Annotated in this window: 20 protein-coding genes and 1 pseudogene; 10 read left to right on the forward strand and 11 right to left on the reverse strand. The window is 61.7% G+C overall.

Annotated elements, in window-relative coordinates; translation table 11 throughout:
* Positions 1-292: 292 nt before the first annotated feature.
* From CFE42_RS19730 to CFE42_RS19755, 6 genes are all read right to left on the reverse strand, one after another.
* A complete protein-coding gene (locus CFE42_RS19730) occupies positions 293-727 on the reverse strand; it encodes a hypothetical protein (RefSeq protein WP_238563835.1) in 435 nt (144 codons plus the stop codon).
* A gap of 173 nt (positions 728-900) precedes the next feature.
* Positions 901-2,433, reverse strand: a complete 1,533-nt coding sequence (locus CFE42_RS19735; protein ID WP_052035696.1) for a thymidine phosphorylase family protein — start codon at positions 2,431-2,433, stop codon at positions 901-903.
* Between the two features lie 25 nt (positions 2,434-2,458).
* A complete protein-coding gene (locus CFE42_RS19740) occupies positions 2,459-2,737 on the reverse strand; it encodes a DUF1488 domain-containing protein (protein ID WP_004634114.1) in 279 nt (92 codons plus the stop codon).
* Between the two features lie 29 nt (positions 2,738-2,766).
* Positions 2,767-3,708: a ribose-phosphate pyrophosphokinase gene (locus CFE42_RS19745; protein ID WP_004634112.1), complete on the reverse strand. Its 942-nt coding sequence runs from the start codon at positions 3,706-3,708 to the stop codon at positions 2,767-2,769.
* Entirely contained in the window at positions 3,705-5,069 is a 1,365-nt protein-coding gene (locus tag CFE42_RS19750) for an MBL fold metallo-hydrolase (protein ID WP_004634110.1), read from the reverse strand. Before CFE42_RS19750 ends, CFE42_RS19745 begins: the two co-directional genes overlap by 4 nt.
* A gap of 18 nt (positions 5,070-5,087) precedes the next feature.
* Positions 5,088-5,510 carry an Hsp20/alpha crystallin family protein gene (locus CFE42_RS19755; RefSeq protein WP_004634108.1) on the reverse strand — a complete coding sequence of 141 codons (423 nt, stop codon included), beginning with the start codon at positions 5,508-5,510 and terminating at the stop codon, positions 5,088-5,090.
* 340 nt (positions 5,511-5,850) lie between these two features.
* Between CFE42_RS19755 and CFE42_RS19760 the strand changes: the two genes are divergently transcribed.
* From CFE42_RS19760 to ftsH, 3 genes are all read left to right on the forward strand, one after another.
* Positions 5,851-6,351 carry a lecithin retinol acyltransferase family protein gene (locus CFE42_RS19760; RefSeq protein ID WP_004634105.1) on the forward strand — a complete coding sequence of 167 codons (501 nt, stop codon included), beginning with the start codon at positions 5,851-5,853 and terminating at the stop codon, positions 6,349-6,351.
* Positions 6,352-6,365: 14 nt separating this feature from the next.
* A complete protein-coding gene (locus CFE42_RS19765) occupies positions 6,366-6,587 on the forward strand; it encodes a hypothetical protein (protein WP_004634103.1) in 222 nt (73 codons plus the stop codon).
* Positions 6,588-6,740: 153 nt separating this feature from the next.
* Positions 6,741-8,684 (forward strand): ATP-dependent zinc metalloprotease FtsH, encoded by a 1,944-nt coding sequence (ftsH, locus tag CFE42_RS19770; protein ID WP_037044691.1) that lies wholly within the window; start codon positions 6,741-6,743, stop codon positions 8,682-8,684.
* On the opposite strand, the gene CFE42_RS19775 is transcribed toward ftsH, so the two are convergent.
* On the reverse strand, positions 8,676-9,962 hold the full coding sequence (locus CFE42_RS19775) for an erythromycin esterase family protein (protein ID WP_004634099.1): 1,287 nt from the start codon (positions 9,960-9,962) through the stop codon (positions 8,676-8,678). The two genes, ftsH and CFE42_RS19775, sit on opposite strands and share 9 nt — an antisense overlap.
* Before the next feature lie 267 nt (positions 9,963-10,229).
* On the opposite strand from CFE42_RS19775, the gene CFE42_RS19780 reads away from it, so the two are divergent.
* Positions 10,230-10,730, forward strand: a complete 501-nt coding sequence (locus tag CFE42_RS19780; RefSeq protein WP_024971992.1) for a BCAM0308 family protein — start codon at positions 10,230-10,232, stop codon at positions 10,728-10,730.
* Between the two features lie 132 nt (positions 10,731-10,862).
* Here the strand turns inward: CFE42_RS19780 and CFE42_RS19785 are convergent, their stop codons facing one another.
* Positions 10,863-11,795, reverse strand: coding sequence for a 1-phosphofructokinase family hexose kinase (locus CFE42_RS19785; RefSeq protein WP_004634093.1), 933 nt, complete (start codon positions 11,793-11,795; stop codon positions 10,863-10,865).
* Positions 11,796-12,004: 209 nt separating this feature from the next.
* Here CFE42_RS19785 and CFE42_RS19790 point away from each other — a divergent pair, with 209 nt between their 5' ends.
* Positions 12,005-12,268: a hypothetical protein gene (locus CFE42_RS19790; protein WP_004634091.1), complete on the forward strand. Its 264-nt coding sequence runs from the start codon at positions 12,005-12,007 to the stop codon at positions 12,266-12,268.
* 48 nt (positions 12,269-12,316) lie between these two features.
* Positions 12,317-14,716: a phosphoenolpyruvate synthase gene (ppsA, locus tag CFE42_RS19795; RefSeq protein ID WP_004634090.1), complete on the forward strand. Its 2,400-nt coding sequence runs from the start codon at positions 12,317-12,319 to the stop codon at positions 14,714-14,716.
* A 27-nt stretch (positions 14,717-14,743) separates the two neighbouring features.
* Here ppsA and fdhF read toward each other — a convergent pair whose 3' ends face one another.
* Together fdhF and CFE42_RS19805 are read right to left on the reverse strand one after the other, a co-directional pair.
* Positions 14,744-17,353 carry a formate dehydrogenase subunit alpha gene (gene fdhF / locus CFE42_RS19800; RefSeq protein ID WP_363715312.1) on the reverse strand — a complete coding sequence of 870 codons (2,610 nt, stop codon included), beginning with the start codon at positions 17,351-17,353 and terminating at the stop codon, positions 14,744-14,746.
* A gap of 38 nt (positions 17,354-17,391) precedes the next feature.
* The gene (locus CFE42_RS19805; protein ID WP_238563834.1) at positions 17,392-18,675 is read right to left on the reverse strand and encodes an NADH-ubiquinone oxidoreductase-F iron-sulfur binding region domain-containing protein; all 1,284 of its coding nucleotides are present in this window, start codon (positions 18,673-18,675) and stop codon (positions 17,392-17,394) included.
* Positions 18,676-19,774: 1,099 nt separating this feature from the next.
* Here CFE42_RS19805 and CFE42_RS19810 point away from each other — a divergent pair.
* Positions 19,775-21,529 (forward strand): sensor histidine kinase, encoded by a 1,755-nt coding sequence (locus CFE42_RS19810; RefSeq protein ID WP_235201974.1) that lies wholly within the window; start codon positions 19,775-19,777, stop codon positions 21,527-21,529.
* 32 nt (positions 21,530-21,561) lie between these two features.
* Here CFE42_RS19810 and CFE42_RS19815 read toward each other — a convergent pair.
* Positions 21,562-21,687 (reverse strand): annotated as a pseudogene (locus CFE42_RS19815) (LuxR C-terminal-related transcriptional regulator); the annotation flags it as partial.
* Between the two features lie 281 nt (positions 21,688-21,968).
* On the opposite strand from CFE42_RS19815, the gene CFE42_RS19820 reads away from it, so the two are divergent.
* The 3 genes from CFE42_RS19820 (at position 21,969) to CFE42_RS19830 (ending at position 23,420) form a co-directional block, all read left to right on the forward strand.
* On the forward strand, positions 21,969-22,619 hold the full coding sequence (locus tag CFE42_RS19820; RefSeq protein WP_238563833.1) for an Hsp20/alpha crystallin family protein: 651 nt from the start codon (positions 21,969-21,971) through the stop codon (positions 22,617-22,619).
* Between the two features lie 151 nt (positions 22,620-22,770).
* Positions 22,771-23,175 (forward strand): HPF/RaiA family ribosome-associated protein, encoded by a 405-nt coding sequence (locus CFE42_RS19825; protein WP_238563832.1) that lies wholly within the window; start codon positions 22,771-22,773, stop codon positions 23,173-23,175.
* A complete protein-coding gene (locus tag CFE42_RS19830) occupies positions 23,172-23,420 on the forward strand; it encodes a hypothetical protein (protein WP_004634075.1) in 249 nt (82 codons plus the stop codon). The genes CFE42_RS19825 and CFE42_RS19830 overlap by 4 nt, the downstream gene beginning before the upstream one ends.
* Positions 23,421-23,475: the final 55 nt, after the last annotated feature.

Below are 23,475 nucleotides of genomic sequence, written 5' to 3' on the forward strand. Positions count from 1 at the left end.
CTCCAATCCTCGGAGGCGACGCCACGGACGCCACCTCTGATTGCCGCGCATACGCGAGCGAGCTCAAGATCAACCGTCGCTCAGCATTTCCATGCGACGCGAACGACAAACTCTTATGGTGGATGGCCCATGGAAAGCGGAGTTGCTACCGCCGCGTAGCGTTAGGCGTGCGCAATGCAGCAAAAGACAGCGCTTTTGACACATTCATCATCGCCAATGCAGACACGAGAGGCTTGTTGCAAGTCAACAAGTCACGGAGCAACGCGCACGCCGGCCGTCAACCGGGTACGGATCAGAACTTCAGCGGGGGAGCTTGGGCCGGAGGTGGCCGATTGATGCGATCGCGCCAGCGCGCTCGAACAGGCGCTGGCTGATAGGCGGGACGTAATACAGCGGCGCCGGCAAGCGCCGCAAGGAGAAGGAACGTCAGCGCGGATACGCCGGCGGCGGCCGCTGCCCAAAGAAATGCGGCAAGGTCTGCCGGGCCAATGGCAGGCTCGACATCCACCTCGAAGGGTTCCTGGCTCGTCAATGCCCAGTCATGAAGACGGGGTGCGACCTCCGCAATAGCGGGAGGACGGTGAGCAAACGATACGGATTGGAAATGAGAATCAACCGCGGCGGGAAGCGCGGTGTGCACGTGCAGGCCAGATTGTTTCGGTGTTCCGAGATGGCCGTGCAGAAGCGGGCTTAGCAGCTGCATCAACACGATGGTCAACAACAGCATTGCCCGGAGCGAGAGGCTTGCGGTCGCACGTGACATTTGCGAATTGTAACGCAATGTGCCTTTCGTTTGGCGGCACCAGGCCACTGGCTCCCCAGAAAACTCTGGCCGCCAAGCGCTTCGTACGTGCATCGTGAGATGTCCCGAAACAGCAGCCGACGGTGCGGCAATCAAGCTCAACCGATTCCCATCGGAGACAGTCCCACCACAGCATGCGTCAACGCATATGCCGACGAATACTCCAGCTCGCCCGAGGCCTGCGCGTGGATCGTGAACAGCGGTTGCCCAACATTCACTTGATCCCGCAGTCGCACACGCATCTGTACGCCCGCGACTTGACGCATCGGCGCGCCCGCAAGCTTTGCAATGCGGGCAAGGTGGCGGTTGTCGATGTGGGTGACGATGCCATTTTGCTCGGCAACGACGTCGCGGCGGAACACGGCTTCTCCGGGGATGCGCAAGCCACCCTGCGCCTCGCAGATCGCTTCGAACTTTCGCCATGCAGCACCGCTGTCCAGCAGGTCGGTTGCCATGACAAGCCCCGTTCCGGCAACAGCCGTACCGCAAAACTCCAGCAATGCGCCGGCCAGCAATAGAGACCGTTCCCGCAAGTCGAACGGCGCGGTAGGGGTCCGTTGGAGTACAGCCAGAACGTCTCTTGCTTCCAGCGCAGGGCCGATCCCGCGGCCAACGGGCTGCGCGCCATCCGTGCGCACCATCAGCACCTGCACCCCAAAAGCTTGCGCCACACGCTTGAGCAGCATTTCAAGGCGTTCAAGGTCTTCGACACTGCGGACTTTGGCCGTCGGCCCCACAGGCACGTCGATCAACACATGGGTGGACCCGGCCGCGATCTTCTTGGAGAGAATGGACGCCACAAGCTGGGCATCGCTGTCGACGTCCAGTGCCCTTTCCACTCGAATCAAGACGTCGTCCGCCGGGCTGAGACTCAATGCCCCGCCCCACGCGAGCGATGCCCCAACCTGCCCCACAACGCATCGCAACTCTGCCGCGCTCAGGTTGACGCGGGTGAGCGTTTCCATCATGTCGGCGGTGCCCGCAGGCGAGGTGATGGCGCGTGACGACGTTTTAGGCAGCAGCAGCCCCGCCGCCGCACAGATGGCAACGACGATAGGGCTGGTGCGATTGCCGGGCAGACCGCCCACGCAGTGCTTGTCTGCCACGACCGCGCGGTCCCACTGCAGACGCTCTCCGGAGTCGACCATCGCTTGTGTGAGGTCGATGGTCTCCTTGATGGTCATGCGACCAGATGCGCAGGCACTCAGGAATGCCGCGATATGGACATCGGCATAACGCTCATGCGAGATGTCAGCAATGATCTCCTGCAATTGCTTGGCGTCCAGATGCCCGCCATAGATCTTGGCCCGCAGGGCGCGCAGCGACTCAAGCGACGGCGCGTGCCTGACGCAGACTTCGTCACCCGGGCGCGCCATCAACGAATCGACCGCGCTGGCTGACAGGCTCACCTCATGCTTTTCCAGCAACCCCGAGCCCACGAGGTTCAGCGTGGCGATCAGCGATCGCTGCCCGATCTGGACTTCTACGCGGGCCTGCGCGGCAAAGCCCTCGGACCGGCAGATCGCGCTGTCCGGGTGCATGTAGATGACGTGCTCCTGCCACGTGTCAATGCCAAGCGCCTTGAACCTGAGGCATCCCGGCGGCGCAACGGGTGCGTCAACCGAGGGCATGGAGATGGTGGTCATGACAGGCACGTCAGCCAGCGAAACGGAAGTGCCCGCTGTGCAGCGTGATCTCCTTGGAACCTGTTTGCTCGAACAGAAGGCGTGCAACTTCTTCGATATCTCCGCGGTGCACCTTGAACGCGCTCAGCAGATCGTCCGACCGGCAGGAAAGCGCACCAAAATGATCCTCGAGGGCTTCCGCCGTGATTGCGTAGCTTGCGGAGCAGCCATCGACCGACGCGCGGCATTGCAGGCGCGGCCCTGCTGCGCAGTATGTCGGGTCGTCAGGCAGGAACCTGATCTGTTTCATGATGGCCTCCAGATACGAAAGCGCCCCGGTCAAACAAGCATCTGTTTGCTCAAAGGCAGGGGTAGATCAAACATGCGTGAAATGGCATCGACCAGCGGCCCTGTCAGTGCAATCTGGTTCGAAGGATGCGGGATCGTGTCGCACGTGACCACCTCGGCGCTGGCCGCACACAGCTGGCTGTACGCGTCGGCGGCGAACACAGCATGCACTCCTACGCATACCGGCTGCGGTTTGCCGGCGCGCTGCAGCAAGCCTGCGGCCGCAAGCATCGTGCGCCCGGTCGAGATGATGTCGTCGACGAGTACCGGCACACACCTTGGTGGAATGTTCGGCAACTCAGTCACTTCCACGTGCCACGCACTGTGTCGCGTCTTGGTCAATGCTGCCCATGGGGCCCCGCACATGCCTGCTACTTGCTCGACCCACTGCCTGCTTTCCTCGTCAGGCCCGATCAGGAACGGCGCCTGTACATGGGTCTGAATCCATTCGGCAATGGCAGGGGCGGCTTCCACGGCGACCGTCGGCACGCGATAGACCTCCGACAAATGCGAAATGCGATGCAAGTGCGGATCCACCGTGACAAGCCAGTCGAACACGGGATTGAGCAAGGCGGCAAAGTGTTCCGCAGCGCGAATCTCGCCCGCATTGAAGATGACATCCTGCCGCATATACGGCAGGTACGGCGCAATCAGGCCAACGCGGCGCGCCCCGCCCTGGCGTGCGGCAATTGCCAGCCAGAGCAGTGGCAAGAGCTTCTCGTCGGGATGATCGAGTGTGCAGACAATGGCCACTTCTGCGCCGTGCACGGGCGTGTAAAGCCGCACGTACGACTCTCCGTCGGGAAAGTGGGTCACTGCGGCATGCCCCAACTCCGCGCGCAGCGGAATGGCAAGTCGCATGGTGGCGGTGTCGCAGCCGGGCATGGCAATGAGCACACGCTGCGGGTCCAGGGCAACGGTCGGGGCGGTCATGCACCCTCCAGTTCGTAGGACTGGCGGTACTCCGGCATGCGGACCGGCCACTGCAATTCATGCTCGATCCGCTGGCGCAAGGCGTCGCTGGCGGCTGGCTCGCCATGCACGATGAAGGTCTGCTGTGGCGGCCGCGTGAAGCCCCGTAACCAGGTCATCAGTTCATTGGCATCCGCGTGGGCGGACAGATTCTGGATCTGCTCAACCGAGGCTCGGATGGCAACCTCGCGTCCGTGCACGCGCAACGCCCTTTGACCGGCCAGCAGCGCGGCGCCCCGCGTGCCGGCGGCCTGGAAGCCCGACATCAGGATGGCGTTGCGCTTGCCGCCGCCAAAGCTCTTGAGGTGATGCAGCACCCGCCCGCCGGTTGCCATGCCGCTTGCCGCAAGAATGATCTTGGGCGCGCGATCGTTCCCCAGATGCCTCGACTGTTCAGGGCTCTGCACCGGAATGGCCAATGCACAGGCGGCCTGGCAGTCGGCAGCCTCGATATGCAGATCGTCAATATGATGCGCAAACACCCCCGTCGCCAGTTCGGCCATCGGGCTGTCGAGGTAGATCGGCACATGTGGAATCCGATGCTCGCGGATCAGCATGTAAAGGCAATACAGAAGCTCCTGCGTACGCCCCACAGCGAAAGCCGGAATCAGCAGCGTGCCGCCCTGCCCGATGGTCCGCTGCACAACCTGCTCGAGTGCATCGAGCGGGTCCCCCTCCGGATGCACGCGATCGCCATAGGTCGATTCGACCAACAGGGTATCGGCCTCCGCAATGGGCTCGGGTGGCCGCATGACGGGATCGACCTGCCGCCCCAGGTCGCCGGAGAAGACAATGCGGCGCCCCTCGGTCAGCAATGTTGCCGTGGCCGCACCGATGATGTGTCCTGCACGGTGGAACTCGGCTTCCACGCCGTCGGCAACGGAGAAGCGCTCGCCATAGCCGACGGGATGCAGCCGGCGTAACGCCCTGGCGGCGTCCTTTTCGTCATAGAGCGGCAACGCGGGATGATGGCGCGAGAACCCTTCGGCATTCGCGTACTGTGCATCCTCCTGCGCAAGCCGAGCGCTGTCAGGCAGCAGGATGTTGCACAGTTCAGCCGTGCCTTTCGTGCAATAGACCGGACCATGAAACCCATTGCGCACGAGCAGCGGCAGGTAGCCGCTGTGGTCGATATGGGCATGCGTGAGCACGACCGCATCGATGTGATGCGGGTTGACGGCAAGCTTGTCCCAGTTGCGCAGACGCAGCGACTTGTAGCCCTGAAACAGCCCGCAGTCGACCATCACACGGTGCGCGCCGGTCTCAAGCACATACTTTGAGCCCGTCACCGTGTCGGTTGCGCCGAGAAATTGCAGCCGCATGCCACAGACCCCTGGCGCCTAGCGAATCGTGATGCGCTGCTGTGGAGAGGCGTCCTTCTTGGGCAGCGTCACACGCAGCAGTCCGTTTTCGTACGTGGCGTCGACCTTGCTCTCATCGACTGCCGCATCCAGCGTGAACATGCGCTGCATGGTGCCGCTGTAGCGCTCGCTGCGGATGATGCGTTCGCCTTCCTTCTCTTCGGAAGTGCGCTCCACCTTGGCCGAGATCATGACCGTACCGCGATCGACCGTCACGTCGATATCTTCCTTTTTCGCACCCGGGATTTCTGCGACAACGCTGTATGCCTTGTCAGACTCCGTCACATCCACCTTGAATGGCAGCACGCTATCCATGCTGCCGCGAACCGAGCGCAGAAGCCCCTGGAAGATATCGCCAACCGGTTCAATGGCGAACGGGTCATAACGCTTGAGTTGACTCATGACTGCCTCCTGATGAGTGATCCCAGGGTTCCTGGGGTCAATAGATTCATCGTGGCACGGCAGTGCCGGAGCGCCTTGCGGCAGATCAACGGTGGCGCACGGTAGCCGTCGCAAGCGCGGCCTGGGACTCGCATCAAGCACATCGCTTCTGAGGTGCCGGCTGCCGTGTCAGGCTTTCCTGACATGGAAACCCGCGGCTCCGACAGCATTCTCAGCGCAGCCTGCATGACGCCGGCGTGTGCACTGCCAATACTGGTGGCACACCACCAAACAGCGCAGCATCTTGTCGCATCGCCCCCCTAGAACTCGACAACGCCCAGCCAGTACAACGGAGCGCGCCATGAGCCGGAACATCGAATGCATCGCCCTGTGGAATGCGCCGCAAGACCTCGCCGCTTTTGACACTGCGCTTCCTGTTGGCGCACACCTTGTAGCGGACCGCCATGGGTACGAACACCACGGCATCTATGTCGGCAATGGGCAGGTCATTCACTACGCCGGCTTCTCGCGCCGTCAGCGCCGCGGGCCGGTGGAGCGCATCTCCATTGGCTGCTTTGCATGCGGTTTTGCAGTGACCATCCAGCGCGACGCCAGCCCCTGCTACGACGGTGAAGAAGTCGCCCGCCGTGCCGGTTCACGCCTGGGGGAGCGCAATTATCGGCTGCTGACCAACAACTGCGAGCACTTCTGTTCGTGGTGCCTGTTCGGAGAATGCCGCAGCGCACAGGTGGAGGCGTGCCTGAAAAGCCCCGTGCGAGCTGCGCGCACGCTATTCAAGCTGATGCTGCTGGCGCTTTCGACCGAATGTCGGACCGCACACCCGCAGGCTCGGGCCGCGTGACACCGGAGAACTCCATGCCCCAATGCAATACCTCGTTGCGCGAGCTGGTCACCAAGTGGTTTGGCCTGAGCGATATGCCGCATCTGCGAATCACGCGCCTGCATTGCCCCGGCGTCGATTGCGGCTGCGTGCGGGCGGAGCTGACGACATCCGCCCGCCCGCTTGCCATCGTCTTCTTTCGTCACCAGGCGGGCTGCTGGAGGTTGTTTCCGCCATCGCCCACACGCCGCCGATAGTGGCAACGTAAGTTTTCCTGCTGTAAGCCGACCCCAACTTGCGGGTGGGTTGATCCGCATCAACCGTCATTCCGGCTCAGGCACGAACATCAAGGTTCGATCCGGATGCCGGTTGACGCACGACCAAGCGAAGGTGAACACGTGAAAGAGAGTATGCAGCCACGGCAGCAAAGGTTCTCGCTCTGGTACGCCGTCATCGTCGCGTTGACCATGCTGGCGTTCCAGACGCTGTTCATGTCCGAGCAGGTCGACACACTCCCCTACAGCGACTTCAAGGCCCTACTGCATGCGGGCAAGATCAAGGACGTCGCCATTGGTGACCAGGACATCACCGGCACGTTCTCGACGGAAGGCGTCGAGGCGTTGCTGACGCAGCAGCAAGTCGATGCCATCCACCGTACGGGCAAGGGCGACCATCCTTTCCAGACCCTTCGCGTGAATGACCCGGCTCTTGTTCAGGAGCTGGAGGCGGCAAAGGTGCGCTTTGTCGGTCGGCCGGACAACAAATGGTTGAGCACCCTCTTGTCGTGGGTTGTGCCTGCGCTCCTGTTCTTCGCGGTTTGGAACTTCCTGATCCGGCGCATGGGCGGGGCCGCCGCCGGTGGGCTGATGGAAATCGGTAAGAGCAAGGCAAAGGTCTACATGCAAAAGGAAACCGGCGTGACCTTCGCCGACGTTGCCGGCATCGATGAAGCCAAGGACGAGCTGTCGGAAATCGTGAGCTTTCTGAAAGAGCCACTGCGGTATCAGCTCCTGGGCGGCAGGATTCCCAAGGGCGTGTTGCTTGTGGGGGCACCCGGCACGGGCAAGACGCTGCTTGCCAAGGCAGTTGCCGGTGAAGCAGGCGTGCCTTTTTTCAGCATGAGCGGGTCGGAGTTTGTCGAGATGTTCGTTGGTGTAGGTGCCGCACGCGTGCGGGATCTGTTCAGCCAGGCCGAATCCATGGCGCCATGCATCATCTTTATCGATGAACTCGATGCCCTGGGCAAGACGCGTGCGTTCAACCTGGTTGGTGGCAATGAAGAGCGCGAGCAGACGCTGAACCAGCTTCTGGTCGAAATGGACGGCTTTGACAGCAACAAGGGCGTCATCATCATGGCCGCGACGAACCGGCCCGAAATACTTGACCCTGCGCTGCTTCGTCCTGGCCGGTTTGACCGTCATGTCGCCCTGGACCGTCCGGACCTCAAGGGGCGAGAGCAGATCCTCAAGGTCCACGCCAAAAACGTCACGCTGGGGGCCGATGTCGACCTAGGCAAGATTGCCGCCCGAACACCGGGCTTTGCCGGCGCCGACCTGGCCAACCTCGTCAACGAGGCGGCGCTTCTTGCGGCGCGCGAAGGTAAATCCGCCGTCGAGACCACCGACTTTGACCAGGCGCTTGACCGCATCGTTGGCGGCCTGGAGAAGAAGAACCGCGTGATGAACGCCACGGAAAAGGAGACCATTGCGTACCACGAAGCCGGCCATGCCATCGTGGCCGAGCACCGCCCCCTGGCCGATCGCGTTTCGAAGGTTTCCATCATTCCAAGAGGCATCGCGGCCCTGGGCTACACGCAGCAGACACCTACGGAGGACCGCTATCTCCTCAAGCACAGCGAATTGCTGGACCGGCTCGACGTGCTGCTGGGCGGCTACGTTGCCGAGCAGATCGTGTACCACGATGTATCGACCGGTGCGCAAAACGACTTGCAACGCGCCACTGACATGGCCCGCCAGATGATTACCCAGTTCGGCATGAGTGAACAGCTCGGACTGGCGACCTATGAGCAGACGCCCAACCCGCTACTCGCCGGCACAGGCTTGATGCAGCGCGAGCGCAAGGAATATAGCGAAGACACAGCCCAGTTGATCGATGCGGAAGTGCGCAAGGTGTTGTCCGATGCCAGCGCACGCGTGACCGCAACACTGGAAGGCCAGCGTGCCAAACTGGACGCTTTGTCGCGTATGTTGCTGGACAAGGAGGTGGTTGACCGCCACGACCTCGACATGATTCTGGCTGGCAACGTGACCCCAATGCCGCCCCCGAAGGCAGAAGCGGGCTCCCCCGCCAGCGTTCCAGCGCTAGTGCCCGCGCAACAGCCGCATTCACGGTAACAGCGCCGTGGTCAATGGCTCGATGGCGGAGGTTTCGTCCAGATGGATCAGCGCGTCAAACTGGGCACCGATGGCGGCATCGAAGTAGTGCGAGGCGTACTCGGTTTTCGGCAGGTACAGCACACCGATTGCCCGCTCCAGCAGCGGCTCATGGAACACATCTGCCGCCGCATCGCCAAGCGGCAGGAGGAAGCGATCCAGCCCGGTGCTATGGAACACATGTTCCCAACTGTCCGGCCGCGCGGGGCGCACCCATTTCCGCTCGGCCTCGCCGCCCCACTCGGATGCGGCGCATACATGGCCCGTATAGGTGGTAAAGCCGACAAGCAATGCGGCGCCTCCCACCCGCTCACGCACGAGCTGTCCAAGGTTCCACTCATGCCGGCTGGCGGACTCCGTTGCCCGCGCATCGCCCACATGCGAGTTGTGCGCCCACACGACGACCCGTCCGTCGCCGCCTCGGCGCTGCCGGTATGCAGCCAAACCAAACAGCGTTTGTGCCATGTGCGCATCGCGCAGGTTCCACGTATTGACGCGGTGCCCGAATGATTCGCGGTAGTACGCTTCTGCGTTGACGACAACGATGGCGTTCTGCTCGGCAAAGAAATGCGAGTCGATGGCAGCGATCCCGTCCTGCTCGATCAGCCTGGCCTCGCTTGCCCGAAGCCGACGCAGTTGCTCGACCACCTCGCGTTGCGCTGGCAGCCTCAAACCTGCGGCGGCTTCGTAGCCGTACGTCATGGGTTCACGCACATGGTCCAGTGCCGCGTAGTGCATGCGCGCCACCGCTGCCTGCTCGGGGTCGGTCTTCTGCAGGTATTCGATGACGGCCTCGGCAGACCGGTACAGGCTGTACAGATCCAACCCATAGACGCCCACACGTTCTGAGGCAGCAAGGGCCGTATTGTGCTCATGCAGCCAGGTGATGAAGTCGAGCATCTCCGGGTTGCGCCACATCCACTCCGGAAAACGCTGGAAATCGCCTAGCGCCTCGGTAGCGGTGTCTGCGCCCTCGCCCTGGACATAGCGGTTGATGCGCCACACGTCCGGCCAATCCCCCTCGATGGCGACAGCGTCAAAGCCGCCTTGCACAATCAGCTGCCGTGTGATGTCTGCGCGTGACTGATAGAACTCGCGTGTTCCGTGCGTAGCCTCGCCAAGAAGAACGTAGCGCTTTCCCTTTGCCATCTCCAGCAGGGGGGCGTAGTCGGCAGCGCTTCCGGTGAGGCGGCTGGCCGCTTCGCGGACACCAAGAAAAGGCGTGAGAGGGGCAGACATGGGCGACGGACTCCACGGATGCAGCGGCAGTATCTGCAGTCTAGGCAGCGCTGATACACGTCGATTGCGCTATCTCAAGCGACGATCCACTCGGCATTGCGGCGCAACTCGACTCGAGTCTGGCCCGATGAGAGCTGCTGCACGCAGAGTTGATTCAGCCCAAAGTGCGCCGCGCTGCGGGAGGTACTCTGAGAATTGTCCACCGCGACTGCGTTGCAGATTCTGGTCTGCAGCAGGCCGGAGGAACTCGCCCTCATAGGAGTCAACATGAAACAACGCTCTCAATCCGAACGAGTGCGGCCGGCACGCTGGAGCCCATTTGCCGTCGAGCCGATCCACAACCGGTATCGGCAACCAGACAAGGCACCCGCGGCAAGCTGCTGCCCAGTCTGCGGTGCTGTCTACCTCAAGGGCCGCTGGTTATGGCGCAGTCCACCGCCCGGAGCCACTTCGTTGATCTGCTCTGCATGCCAGCGTGCCGCCGACCAGATGCCTGCGGCTAGAATCCACCTCTCGGGGGACTTTGAGGCGGCCCATCGGGAGGAGATCCTGACACTCGCACGCCACCGCGAGGCAGATCTGCGGGCAGATCATCCGATGGAGCGCATCATGGCCATCGAATCCACGAGCAGCGGCACTGACATCCTGACGACCGGGTTTCATCTGGCGCGCGACATCGGCCACGCAATCCACCATGCATTCCACGGGCACCTGACATTTGACTATGGCAACGCCGAAACCGAACTGCACGTGAAATGGAGCCGGTAGCGCCGAGGGGGCGTTCCGTAGCGCCCCCAGCCGCCTAGCCGACAGACCGATCATCCATACAACGGATCATCGCCGGCCTTGCGAGCCAAGCGGCGCTTCAACAGCGGTCAATCAGGCCGAGGCAGGTGCGACTCAAGTCAATGAGACCTCTGCGAAGCGCTGCTCGATTTCGGCGGCGCTGCCAAGTTCGGTACCGGCATGGCTCAACGCGGCTGCGGCGGCGGCCATGCCGTACCGAAATGCCTCTCGCATGCCTGCATCGCGGTTTAGCGCCCACACCATTCCGCCCACGAAGCTGTCACCTGCCCCAATCGTGCTGAGAATTGACGTTCCGACAGCACCCGAGCGGACAACCTCTTCCTGCGTGACGAGCATGGCGCCGCCCGCACCCAGGGTGAGCGCGACCACCTGCGCGTGCCCCTTGCGGACAATCTCCCGCGCAGTCTGCATGCAATCCGCTTCCGTCTCCAGCGCGTGCCCCGTCAGTTGCCGAAGCTCGTTCAGGCTCGGCTTGATCAGGTATGGCGTATGCGGCAACGCAGCACGCAATGCCGGACCGGCGGTGTCCAGTACGACGCGGCTACCGCGCGCCTTGGCCCTGTCAATGACCCATGCATAGAAATCGTCGGCAACCCCAAGTGGCAGGCTTCCGCTCAGCACCAGGTAGCGCGGCGCTGGTTGCAGCGCATCGAGGTGGTCCAGGCAGCGCTGCCATTCCGCCTCCAAGACGACCGGCCCCGGCATGACGAACCGGAACTCCCGGTGGCTGCACAGTTCCGTCACGGAAAAATTCTCTCGCGTCTCTCCTTCGATCCCGAGGGCTGCGAACGATAAGCCCTCTGCCGACAGGAGACGCGCCAATCGCTCGGCCACCGGACCGCCGGCAAGGTAGATGGCGAGGCAATCCCCGCCCAGGCGATGGACAACGCGGGCGACGTTGATTCCGCCCCCTCCAGGGTCACAGCGGGCCGGTGCGCAGCGCATCTTGTGCGTATCCGTCAAGCGCTCCACCGACGTGGCGATATCGATTGCGGGATTGACCGTGAGCGTGACGATTTCCGGCATTGCACACCTCCAGGGGGCACGACTGGCAGCATGACAGTGCCAACGTGTCCAGGCGATTTTTCTGGGCGCAGGGTAATCGGCCCTCGTTTGATACGGCACAAAACCAGCGCCATCCATCATGCCAGTATTGATTCGACTGGCCGAGTCACCCTTGCTGCTTGTCGTCCCAGGTTAGGGATCGGCTTGAAAATATAGGAGACGCAATCGCCATGAAGACCGCATCACAAAACCACGGGCACCTCACCGCGAAAGAGATCAGAGAGATCATCGGCCCGTTCGAGATGGAGGTGTTGACTCGTATTCTTGCGATTGATCCGACCATCGAGGATGTGCAGATCGCCTACAAGTGGCTTCGCTCAGACGAGCATCTCGTTCGCGGCATGAATATCGAACTCACTGGTAAGGCCAAGACGATCTATGAGCTCCTTGACGCCGAGTTTCCGGACTTCGACGCATTCGGGCATGGCGCCTAGGTTCCTCTTGCAACAATCCGTCGAACCCGCACCGAAAGGGAGGCCGTCATGGTCAACGACACCGCGCACGTTGTCTGGCTCGAAAATCTCCGGCGGACCGATGTTCCACGGGTCGGCGGCAAGAATGCGTCGCTCGGCGAGATGCTGGCCAACTTGGCGGGACGGGGCGTCAACGTTCCGCCGGGCTTTGCACTGACAGCCGATGCTTTCAGGCAATTCATAGAGGCAAATGATTTGCAGCCGGTCATCTTCTCGGCGCTCACCGACCTCGATGACAGCAAGCTTTCCCTGGCCGAAGCGGGACTTGCCATCCGACGCGCCATGCTTCGCGGTGAATGGCCAAAAGAGACGGCGCGGGCAATCCGTCTTGCTTACGATGAACTGAACCGCCGAACAGGGCAATCCGACTTGGACGTTGCCGTGCGATCCAGCGCAACGGCCGAGGATCTGCCAGAAGCAAGCTTCGCTGGGCAGCAAGAGACCTATCTCAACATCAAGGGCGAGCGCGCCCTGCTTGACGCCTGCCGGCGCTGCTACGCGTCGCTTTTCACCGACCGGGCGATCAGCTACCGCCAAGCGAAGGGAATCGACCATCTGAAGGTCGCGCTGTCGGTCGGTGTCCAGCGCATGGTGCGATCGGACCTTGGGGGCGCCGGCGTCATGTTTTCCATCGATACCGAGACGGGCTTTGACAAATCGGTCCTGATCAATGCGGCCTGGGGTCTTGGCGAAAACGTGGTTCAGGGAGAAGTCGATCCCGATGAATATGAGGTCTTCAAGCCGCTGTTGTCGGAACCGTCGCTATCGCCCATTGTCGGGAAAAAGCTTGGCGGAAAAAGCCTCAAAATGATCTGCACAACCGACAACGAGCAGCCGACGAAGAACGTCCCCACCTCGAAAGCCGAGCGTGCGGCTTTCGTCCTGAGCGACCACGATATCCTGGCTTTGTCTCGCTGGGCCTGCGTGATCGAACAGCACTATGGCCAACCGATGGACATTGAATGGGCAAAGGACGGGCTCACCGGCGAGGTGTTCGTCGTGCAAGCCCGCCCGGAAACGGTCGAGTCACGTCGTGAAGCCAGTGCGGTAAGGACGTGGCATATCAAGAAGGCAGGCCGCAAGATCCTCTCCGGTGTCAGCATCGGCGAAGCCATCGCCGCCGGCAAAGTCTGCATCATCGAAAGCCCCAGCGACATGGGGCGTTTCGTCGACGGCGCCATCCTGGTCACCCAGACGACGGATCCGGATTGGGTGCCCGCCATGCGGCGGGCGGCTGCCATCATCACCGACCAGGGGGGACGCACATCGCACGCAGCGATCGTCAGCCGAGAGCTGGGGCTTCCAGCCATCGTCGGCGCCGGTAACGCGACGCATCTGCTGCATGACGAGCAGGAGATCACCGTGTCATGCGCAGAAGGCCGAGAAGGATTCGTCTACGAAGGCATTGCCGACTTTGCGGTCGAGGAGATCGACTTTGGCAATATCCCTGCGACGCGCACCAAGGTCATGCTGAACCTCGCCAACCCGGCGGCGGCGTTTCGCTGGTGGCGGATACCCGCCGACGGTGTCGGGCTCGCGCGAATGGAGTTCGTCGTGAGCAACCATATCAAGATCCACCCGATGGCTCTGGCCCGTTTCGAGACACTCAAGGACGAAGGTGCCAGGCAAGCCATCGCAGCGTTGACGACTGGCTACGAAGATCGCACGGAATATTTCGTCGATCGCCTTGCGCGTGGATTGGGACGGATCGCAGCGGTCCAGTATCCGCACCCTGTCATTGTCCGCATGAGCGACTTCAAGACCAATGAGTACGCGCATCTGATTGGCGGCGCGGAATTCGAGCCTAAGGAAGACAATCCCATGCTCGGATTCCGTGGCGCATCGCGGTACTACTCCCCACGCTACCGGGAAGGCTTCGCGCTCGAATGCCGCGCCATTCGACGCCTGCGCAATGAGATGGGCTTCACGAACGTCGTGGTGATGATCCCTTTCTGCCGTTCAACAAAAGAAGCGGACCGCGTGCTTGAGGTCATGGCTGACAACGGCATCCATCGTGGCGAAGCCGGTCTCCAGGTTTACGTGATGTGCGAGATCCCATCGAACGTGATTCTGGCAAAGGCCTTCGCGCAACGTTTCGATGGCTTCTCCATTGGCAGCAACGATCTGACGCAACTGACGCTGGGCGTTGACCGTGACTCGGCCGATCTCGCGGCGCTTTTCGACGAACAGGATGACGCCGTCAAGTGGATGATCCAAAGCGTCATTGCGAGTGCTCACGAGGCGGGTGCACATGTCGGTCTGTGCGGTCAGGCGCCGAGCGACCACCCTGAGTTTGCTGCCTTCCTGGTCGAATGCGGTATCGATTCCATATCGGTGAGTCCTGACAGCTTCATCGCGGTCAAGCGCAGTGTGGCTGCCGCGGAGAGCACTGCCGCGAAAGCGCCGTGATACGGACGTCACTCAAACTGGTCCTGATCAGTTGCAGCGCTTTTTCACCCGTACCGCAGTCACCTTATATTCGGGCGTATGCACCAGCCGGTCTCGCACGGGAGAGGTCAATCGGTTGACCAGGAGATCGGCGCGGTGAAAACTGCAGAACAATTGTCCAATCTGCATCGCATGGCTGATATGCAACGGCAGGATCGCGGAACCATACCGGCTTGATACCTCGACCACATCACCTTCGGTAAAGCCGTGGCGTGCTGCATCCGCTGGTGCCATGTCCAGCGTGTCCGACGGCCGTAGCGCTGCGTTCGGGGTGCGGTAGCTCATCGTGCCGGCGTTGAAGTGCTCCAGCACGCGACCTGTGGTCAGAAGAAAGGGATAGTCATCGTCTGGCCGCTCGGGCGTCGGCACATAGGCGACCGGTATCAGAGCGGCCGTCTTGCCGCCGGAAAAACGTTCCCTGTGGAGCACGGGTGTTCCGGTGTGCGTTTCGTCAGGGCACGGCCAATGCAGGTTTTCGCCGTCCAGGCGCGAATACGCCAAGCCGGCGCCCTCTGGCCAGAGCGCGCGCACTTCATCCCAGATCTGCTCGGGGCCGTCAAACTCGAAGCCCTTCGGCTTGCCCATGCGAGCAGCCAGCGCCTGGATAATCCACCAGTCGGTCCGTGCCTGCCCAGGAGCCGTTGTGACAGCACGAACACGCTGTACGCGTCGATCCGAGTTCATGAAGGTGCCCTCTTTCTCGAAGGCCGATGCCGCGGGCAGAAACACCGTACCGAACGCCGCAGCCGTCTGGTTGATAAACAGGTCCTGCACAATCACCAGATCCAAGGCGCCAAGCGCGGCAGCCGTTGCGGATGCATTGGCCAGCGAGAGATAAATGTCGTAGCCCATCACCCACAGCGCTTTGAGCCGACCCGCCTGGGCTGCATCCATCATTTCTATGACATTCAGCCCGCGCGTGGCGGGCAGTTTGGCACCCCACACCTGTTCAAAGCGCGCGCCCGCCTGACCAATTGACTGGGCGCCGGTGAGGGTAGCCGGGTCGCATCCCATCTGTGCTGCGCCCTGTACGTTGTTCTGCCCACGCAATGGATTGATGCCGCTGCCCGGCCGACCGAGATTGCCCGTTAGCAGCGCCAGGTTGATGAGTGCCATCACCGCTTCGCTGCCTTGCAGGTGTTCGGTTACGCCCAGGCCATGAAAACACATGGCGGGCTGCCCTTTGGCGTAGATTCTGGCGGCGGCACGAATGGCCGGAGCCGACACGCCACATCGTTCGGCAACGCTCTCAGGAGCGTAGTCCGCGACATGCGCAGCGAAGGTATCGAAGCCGATGACCCTCTCGGACAGAAACGTGCGATCAACCCACCCTTCCTCGATGATCGCGGCGGCCAACGCGTTGAACAGCAGCATGTTGCTGCCAGCGCGCACTGGCAGATGCACGTCGGCCAACGCCGCCAGTTCGGTACGGCGCGGGTCGATGACCACAAGCTGCGCTCCCTTCAACACGGCCTGCTTGATGCGCGCTCCGACGACCGGATGATTCTCGGTCGGGTTCGCGCCGCAGATCAGGAACGCGCTCGCATGCTCGATATCATCGAAGGTGTTGGTGGCTGCGCCAATGCCAAGCATCGTCTTCAGCGCTTTCGCACTGGGGGTATGGCAAACGCGGGCGCAACAGTCGACGTTGTGCGTGCCCAGCACCACGCGGGCGAACTTCTGTGCCAGGTAGTTCTCCTCATTGGTCGCACGTGACGATCCGAGTACGCCAATGGCATCCGCCCCGTTTGTGGCGATGATGTCTTGCAGCCGTGACGCCGTGAAGCCAAGCGCCTCATTCCACCCCACCGCTTGCCACCTTCCATTACGCCGCAGCATCGGTTGGGTGACACGGTCTGGGGCGTGGTTGTATTCGAACGCATACCGCCCCTTGAGGCATAGATGCCCGCGATTGACGGGGCTATCGGCAGGGCGCACCACGACTACGCGGCCACCGGCCGTTCCGACTTCCATTTGGCAGCCGACTGCGCAGTATGCGCACGTCGTACGGGTCCAAGCCGTAGGCTTGACGCCGGACCGTTTGTCGAACAAGGCTCCGCTGGCACAACTGTCTACACAGGCGCCGCAACTGACGCACCCCGCTGTGAGCAACGTAAGCCCCTTGCCGATTGCAATGCGCGTCGTATCGTCGCGCCCGATCGTCTCCCAGATGAATTGCCCTTGCACTTCCTCGCAGATGCGTACACAGCGGTCGCAATGGACACAGCGTTCCATGCCGACGCCAAGGTAAGGATGGCTGTCATCTTTGAAAAATCCGTCCTCGTGCTTGCCCCCGGGTGGCACGTCGTACTCGGCCAACAGACGGTGGAACGGGTGCTTCGGGTCTGCGGCATACGCCGTTCGCGGATAGCGCGCGGCGATGAGCTCCAGATTCGTGCGGCACAGTGTGTCGAGCGCGTGGCTGCGCGTCTGCACGACCATGCCTTCAGCCACTTCGGCTGTGCAACTCGCAACCGGCCGCCGTTGGCCTTCGACCTCTACGAGACACAGGCGGCACGCGCCAGAAGGCACCAGGCGTTTGTCGTGGCACAAGTGCGGAACTGCCTTGCCCGCCGCCGACAGCGCGTCGATCAGCAAGGCGCCTTCCGCCACCTCCAATGGGCTGCCGTCGATCGTCAGTCGCACCATGCTTGCAGCTCCGACGGATAGTGGCGGCGCACAGACTGGACAAACTCGGCCAGCCCCCGGCCATGTCCGCACAAGCTGGTCGCCGCCAATGCGTCAATCAACCGGCGAAAACGGTCCGCATCAACTGGCAGACGGTTGGCCGCCGCATCCGCCATCGCTGCAAGAATGGGCGTACCAAGATGACAGGGCGTGCACTTGCCGCAGGACTCGCGAGCGCCGAAACGCAAGACCTGGGCAACGATGCGTGGGATGGACGTGTCGTCGGCAAACGCGATGACGCCGCCATGCCCCACGGCGCAATCGATGGCCTGCATCTCTTCGTAGCCGAGCCGGGTGTCGAGCAATGTCGGTGGAACGATGCCGGCCAACGGCCCACCGACCATCAGCCCATTCAGCTTGCCCCGACGCAACCCTTGCCCGAGCTGCTCGACGACATCCGCCAGACTGATGCCGAACTCGACTTCGTAAAGCCCAGGGCGGCGAAACAGAGAATTCAAAGACAACAACTTCGTGCCTCGGCTGTTGGAGAAGCCGAGGGCGGCATACGCGGCGGCGCCATGGGTCACGATCCAGGGGATCGCGCACAAGGTCTCGACGTTGTGTACCAGCGTGGGGGCGCCAAACAGTCCGCGCTCGCTGATCTGCGGAGGCCTTGGCCGCACTTCCGGACGGCGGCCTTCCAGCGCGTTCAGCAGGGACGTCTCTTCTCCACAGATGTAGGCGCCCTGCCCCACGACCAGCTCGAGTTCGAGTGTCGGCCCGAGCCAGCCAGCCACACGCGCCTGTTCCAGCGCATGCGACATGACCCGCACCGCATCCGGGTACTCCTTGCGGATGTAGATGTAGCCGCGTCGCGCGCCTACTGCGTGTGCGGCAATCGCAGTGGCCTCAATGAGGCGAAACGGATCGTCCTCCAGCAGGAACCGATCAGAGAACGCGCCCGGGTCACCTTCGTCGGCATTCACGACCACATACTTGGTTTCGGCGCATGCGCTGGCAACGGCTTGCCATTTGATGCCTGCGGGGAATGCGGCGCCGCCTCGCCCTCGCAATCGGGACGCCGCCACCATGTTCACCAACGCTTGTGGCGCCATCCGTCGAGCTTTCTCGAGCGCTGCCCCGCCGCTGCAATAGGTCGGCAGATCGCGCACGCCACCGCGCAGCACGTTGCCCAACAACACGGCTCGGCTCGCATGTTCGCCCACGTGCGGTCGAATATCGTGCGCGCCGTCACTGGGTGCGTCATAGCACTTGCCAAGGCAGTAGAGCACCGGTGTCTGCGTGGCTGCGGTCTGCCAGCGGTCCGGTCTATCGGCGCGGGCGGCAAAACATGCCAACCCCGCACAAGCGCACTCGCTGATCGCCGTGTGCTCAAGGTGATAAAAGCCGATTGGAGCTGGATGCCGTTGCCTGGGCATCGTCACGGTCTCGCTGGCGCCTCGGTTCGTAGGCGACGTCGCCGCTAGGGTAGACACGACGTCGCTGCCATTAGCCTGTTCCGCATCCCTACCCCGCTTATGCCGATGCAGGCGCCTGCGCAGGACGTCTCGTAAGACTGGCTTCATGTTCGTGGCCGCAACGGAAGGACAGAATCATTGTTCGCCAGCCGCGCGGGCGCAGCTTGATGCCAGTCAAGCCGCCGGTTGATGCCAGGCCGCCATGGCGCTCAACATCGGTTGGATTGGCGCTTCGCGCTGCACTTTTCTGGGGGATCGGGCAGGGAGCAATATGCCCCCCGAGGAGCCGTCGATACTCACCCTTGCTCTGACAGAAGCGCCCATGCTGCCGTGTCTGTGCGGAGTTGAGATTCTCGTCTATGCGCGCCTTATCACGTTGGACGATGTCGTAGCGTATCTCGTGAGGCAACGAGAAGCTTCCCATGACCGATAGACCGGGTCTGCTACGCATCCGATAGTCATGCAGCGCAGCGGCGTTTCGATCCCGCGGCTCTTACCATGGCAGGTTTCCCCTGTCCGTGCTCCGTCGATGTAGTGGGCAGACAGCCGCAGGAAGCTTGCTACGTGGATTGCCTTGATTTCGCTCGACATGAAAATGGACTCGCGTTTATACAGCGGAAACGTGCTTACAGCCGGCGGCTATCTTGGGGCTCAGCCGGTTGATCAGGCAGCGATCGTGCGCTCGACTTCATTGATCGCTTGAGGACGACCAACGCGATATCTGCGCTGCCTCATATTGATACGCTCGCTTGCAGGCTAAGGTTGAACACTACAGAGGCGAGTCAAGGCGTGTACGCCTGATAACGCTCCGCATGTCAGGAAAGCCTGACAAGTTTCGGTGCCCTCGCAGAGACGTCCAGCACCACATTCCGTGTGCGAGCGCGCCGCGCGCACCGGTTCCAGTTATTGGAGAGTGATCTTGAGCGACCCAGGGAGCAATCCCCGCATCTTCCTGTCGACCGTCTTGCCCCGACCCAATCAGCAGCGCCTGGTCACGGCAGTGATGCTGGCGTCCGTCGTGGTCTTTGTGGCCGTATTGCCGTTTGCTCAATGGCAGCTGGCGCCGGTCTGGGGGTTCATTCCCGTCTATGAATCCGCGGTCGTCATCAACGACCTTGTCACCGCTGCGATGCTGGTCGGGCAGTTCACCCTGCTCCGCTCTCCAGGATTGCTGGCCCTGTCATCGGGCTACTTCTTTACCGCCACGGTCGCGGCGGTGCACATGCTCAGTTTCCCTGGGCTGTTCTCTGCATCGGGGCTTTTGGGTGCGGGCCCGCAAACCACAGCGTGGCTTTACATGTTCTGGCACGGAGGGTTTCCACTGTCCCTGATCGGCTATGCCCTTCTGCAAGAGAACGAGCGAATACGGCGTATCAGGTTGTCGCGCGCCGTCTCTCCCGTTCTATGGGCTGCCGGCGCCGTGCTGCTTTTGGCTTATGGGCTGACTGCGCTGGCGACCCACCCGTCTCTCTTGCCGGCCATCATGCGCGGGAACGGATATACCGGCGCCATGTCAACGACAGTCAGCATTGTGTGGATGCTGAATGTGCTGGCCGCAGCAATTCTGTGGCGGCACCGCGGCCACTCGTTGCTGAATCTATGGTGTACGGTGGTCGCCGTCACCTCGGCATTTGAGGTGGCACTTTCTGCCGTGTTCAATCACGGGCGGTTCGATCTCGGTTTTTACGCCGGCCGCGCCTATGGTCTTGTCGCTTCCGGCTTTGTTCTGGTCGGGCTGATCATCGAACATGCCAGGCTTTACGCCATGCTGGTGAAAGCACTGGATAACGAGAGCGCGGCGCGCGCAGGCGCCTTGGAGAAAACGCAACAGCTGAACGCGGCGAACGAGCATCTCGAGCAGCGCGTCAAAGACCGCACCGCCCAACTGAGCGCTACGAACAGCGAGCTTCGACAGGAAATCACCGAGCGTAAGCGTGCCGAGCAGGCGCTCGAGCGCTCGAGAGAGGAATTGCGTGAGCTGGCAGCGATCAGCTCAAGGGCACGTGAGGAAGAGCGGCGGCGCCTTTCACGCGAGCTTCACGATGAGCTTGCCCAATCGCTGGCAGCGCTTAAGGTCGACATGCAAATGTTGGAGCACAAGCTTGATGCCACGAACGCGCCGGTTGCCGAACGCTTGAGCGCAATGGAACACGCCGTAGATGACATGATCCGAGCGACACGTCGTCTCGCGTCCGATCTGCGCCCCTCCATGCTCGATGATCTCGGCCTCGTACCTGCGTGCAGATGGCTTGTCGAGTCGTTTCAACGGCGGCACCGCATTCATTGCGAACTGAAGATCGTACCCGGGCACTTGGAACTTCCCGAGCCTTTTGCATCCACCGTATATCGTGTCCTGCAGGAGTGCCTGGCCAATGTAGCGCGCCATGCCGGCGCGTCGGCTGTACATGTACGGCTGCTCTATGAGGCGTCCATCGTCCAGCTTTCCGTGCAGGACGATGGCATCGGTTTTGACCCCGCGCATCCGAGAAAGGATCTGTCTTTCGGGCTTGTGGGCTTGCGTGAGCGCGCCTATCTTGTGCGCGGCAGCTTAAGCATCGAATCGTCGCCAGAATCCGGAACGTTGATCGAACTCACCATTCCGCAAACGATGGTCACATCTCCGCAATTGCCGCTGCCAGCTCCCGGTGCCGAGCCCAAGGCAATGTAATGACATCGCCGCGGCGCTCGCTCCGGCCAGCCTCATGCCAACCCGTGGCTGAGTGCGTACCGAATCAGGGCGACGTCATTTGGCAGGTTCATCCTTTCAAGAATGCGAGCCTTATAGATGCTGACCCTCTTCTTGCTGATGCAGAGATCGTGCGCGATCGCTCAGGATCCGACCCAATCCCTCACGAAAGACGGCATGGTCGTCCGCTATCAGCACCTTGATCATCGCGTGCCCCCTGGATCTGTGCTTCCACTCTTGCATCGTAGGTGGCACGGCGAATCCCATCCAACGCTTGGCACATGGCCTTCTGATCGAGGTCAGGAACGTGAATGCGCGCTGTTTTGGTGGCCCGACGGGACCAAAGCTCTCGTCAATACCGCTCGGGCAAGGGCGAGATCGTTTGCGTGATCGCCGGTGAAACGCAATGCGCACACGGGCCATGAGCCGAAACATCGACGGCATAGAACGGTTGATGCCCATCAAGATGTTGTTCGCATCTGCGTCCAGAATGGTTTCTCCCCGAACCCGCATAGGAGAACGCATCATGGCTGAATCCGATACCAAGCTTCCCGTGAAGACCGGCACGGAAGCATCGACCAAACAAGCCGGTGGCATGCAACCCTGGCGCGCATTCGACAACCTGCGGCAAGAGGTTGCACGTGTCTTCGATGATTTCGACCGCGGATTTCATCTCTTTCCGTTTCATCGCGCGGCGCTGGATATCGCGCCGTTCTGGCGGCGCGAATGGGCATTGACGTCCGCGCCCGCAGTAGACGTTGTCGAAACCGACAAGGCTTACGAGATCAAAGCCGACCTGCCTGGCATGGAAGAGAAGGACGTCGAGGTCAAGCTGGTCAACGGCGGCTTGACCATCAAAGGCGAGAAGCAGGAAGAGAAGGAAGAAAAACAAAAGGACTACTACCTGCATGAACGCCACTTCGGGGCGTTCGAGCGGTCATTCCGCATGCCAGACGGCGTCGATACAGACAATATCCAGGCCAGCTTCAAAAACGGCGTATTGACGGTGACGCTGCCCAAGACGGACGCGGCGCAGGCGGCTTCCAAGACCATCCCCGTAAACGGGGGCTGATGTAACGGACGGCATATCGCAAGAACGGCGGAGGACGGATGGCTGCAAATCGCTGCACGATTCGCCGATTCTCCGCTGCGCCGATCCTGGTCTTACTCGCGGCCCGCGCGCCTACGCTCGGGCCGCGTCATCCGGTTGACAGGATGCGACCTTGAAGTTTTCTGCTGCCCTTGAAGACGTGGCAGCGCCCGACATTGGGTCAAGGAGTGCGAGCGTGACCTTGCCATTGGACATTTCATTTCGGGACTTTCCTTACTCCAAAGCGATCGAGGATGCTGTCATCGAACAGGCGAACAGCCTTGCCAGGTTTCAAGCGGAGATCGCACGTTGCCGCGTCAAGTTGATTCAACTGCCTCGACAGCAGACACCCATCCAATCCATCAGGGTTCACATTGATGTGATGACACGCCACGATAGCCACCTCTCGGGCCATGCCTCCGGCGAGGACGCCCGAGCGGCACTTCGCGAAGCGTTCAGAGAAGTCGAGTTCGCGTTGCGACGCGAGATGGTACGTGGGCAATCGAAAGCAACCATCGCAGCCAAGGGGGGCATATGAGCTTGACCGTTCAAGCCGGGCGGGGTTGGGTGGATGTTCGTACAAAGCGGCGAAGCGACAAGCGCTGGGAATGCGAGTGCCGGTTCGTGTCGCCCGGTGGAAAATGCTCGTCCTGGATTTCCGCCGCTAGCGCTGAAGGCTACGTTTCCCGCGAGCTTGCCTTCAGCGCGGGTATCTTGCTCGGCCGGGAGCTTGCTGCGCGCTATGCCGTATTGACTCCGGTTGAAACCACCACGTATCAATGAAGTGGCAGGGCGAAGAATGCCGGCGCCATGCATGCTTCGCCATCCTGAAAAACAC

This window comes from Ralstonia sp. PBBBR1 (genome assembly GCF_002256165.1).
GTDB lineage: Bacteria > Pseudomonadota > Gammaproteobacteria > Burkholderiales > Burkholderiaceae > Ralstonia > Ralstonia thomasii.

Coding starts and splice junctions, on each gene's coding strand:
- CFE42_RS19730 (WP_238563835.1), bottom strand. CDS start 727: ATGCTGTTGTTGACCATCGTGTTGATGCAGCTGCTAAGCCCGCTTCTG.
- CFE42_RS19735 (WP_052035696.1), bottom strand. CDS start 2,433: ATGCCCTCGGTTGACGCACCCGTTGCGCCGCCGGGATGCCTCAGGTTC.
- CFE42_RS19740 (WP_004634114.1), bottom strand. CDS start 2,737: ATGAAACAGATCAGGTTCCTGCCTGACGACCCGACATACTGCGCAGCA.
- CFE42_RS19745 (WP_004634112.1), bottom strand. CDS start 3,708: ATGACCGCCCCGACCGTTGCCCTGGACCCGCAGCGTGTGCTCATTGCC.
- CFE42_RS19750 (WP_004634110.1), bottom strand. CDS start 5,069: ATGCGGCTGCAATTTCTCGGCGCAACCGACACGGTGACGGGCTCAAAG.
- CFE42_RS19755 (WP_004634108.1), bottom strand. CDS start 5,510: ATGAGTCAACTCAAGCGTTATGACCCGTTCGCCATTGAACCGGTTGGC.
- CFE42_RS19760 (WP_004634105.1), top strand. CDS start 5,851: ATGAGCCGGAACATCGAATGCATCGCCCTGTGGAATGCGCCGCAAGAC.
- CFE42_RS19765 (WP_004634103.1), top strand. CDS start 6,366: ATGCCCCAATGCAATACCTCGTTGCGCGAGCTGGTCACCAAGTGGTTT.
- ftsH (WP_037044691.1), top strand. CDS start 6,741: ATGCAGCCACGGCAGCAAAGGTTCTCGCTCTGGTACGCCGTCATCGTC.
- CFE42_RS19775 (WP_004634099.1), bottom strand. CDS start 9,962: ATGTCTGCCCCTCTCACGCCTTTTCTTGGTGTCCGCGAAGCGGCCAGC.
- CFE42_RS19780 (WP_024971992.1), top strand. CDS start 10,230: ATGAAACAACGCTCTCAATCCGAACGAGTGCGGCCGGCACGCTGGAGC.
- CFE42_RS19785 (WP_004634093.1), bottom strand. CDS start 11,795: ATGCCGGAAATCGTCACGCTCACGGTCAATCCCGCAATCGATATCGCC.
- CFE42_RS19790 (WP_004634091.1), top strand. CDS start 12,005: ATGAAGACCGCATCACAAAACCACGGGCACCTCACCGCGAAAGAGATC.
- ppsA (WP_004634090.1), top strand. CDS start 12,317: ATGGTCAACGACACCGCGCACGTTGTCTGGCTCGAAAATCTCCGGCGG.
- CFE42_RS19820 (WP_238563833.1), top strand. CDS start 21,969: ATGAGCCGAAACATCGACGGCATAGAACGGTTGATGCCCATCAAGATG.
- CFE42_RS19830 (WP_004634075.1), top strand. CDS start 23,172: ATGAGCTTGACCGTTCAAGCCGGGCGGGGTTGGGTGGATGTTCGTACA.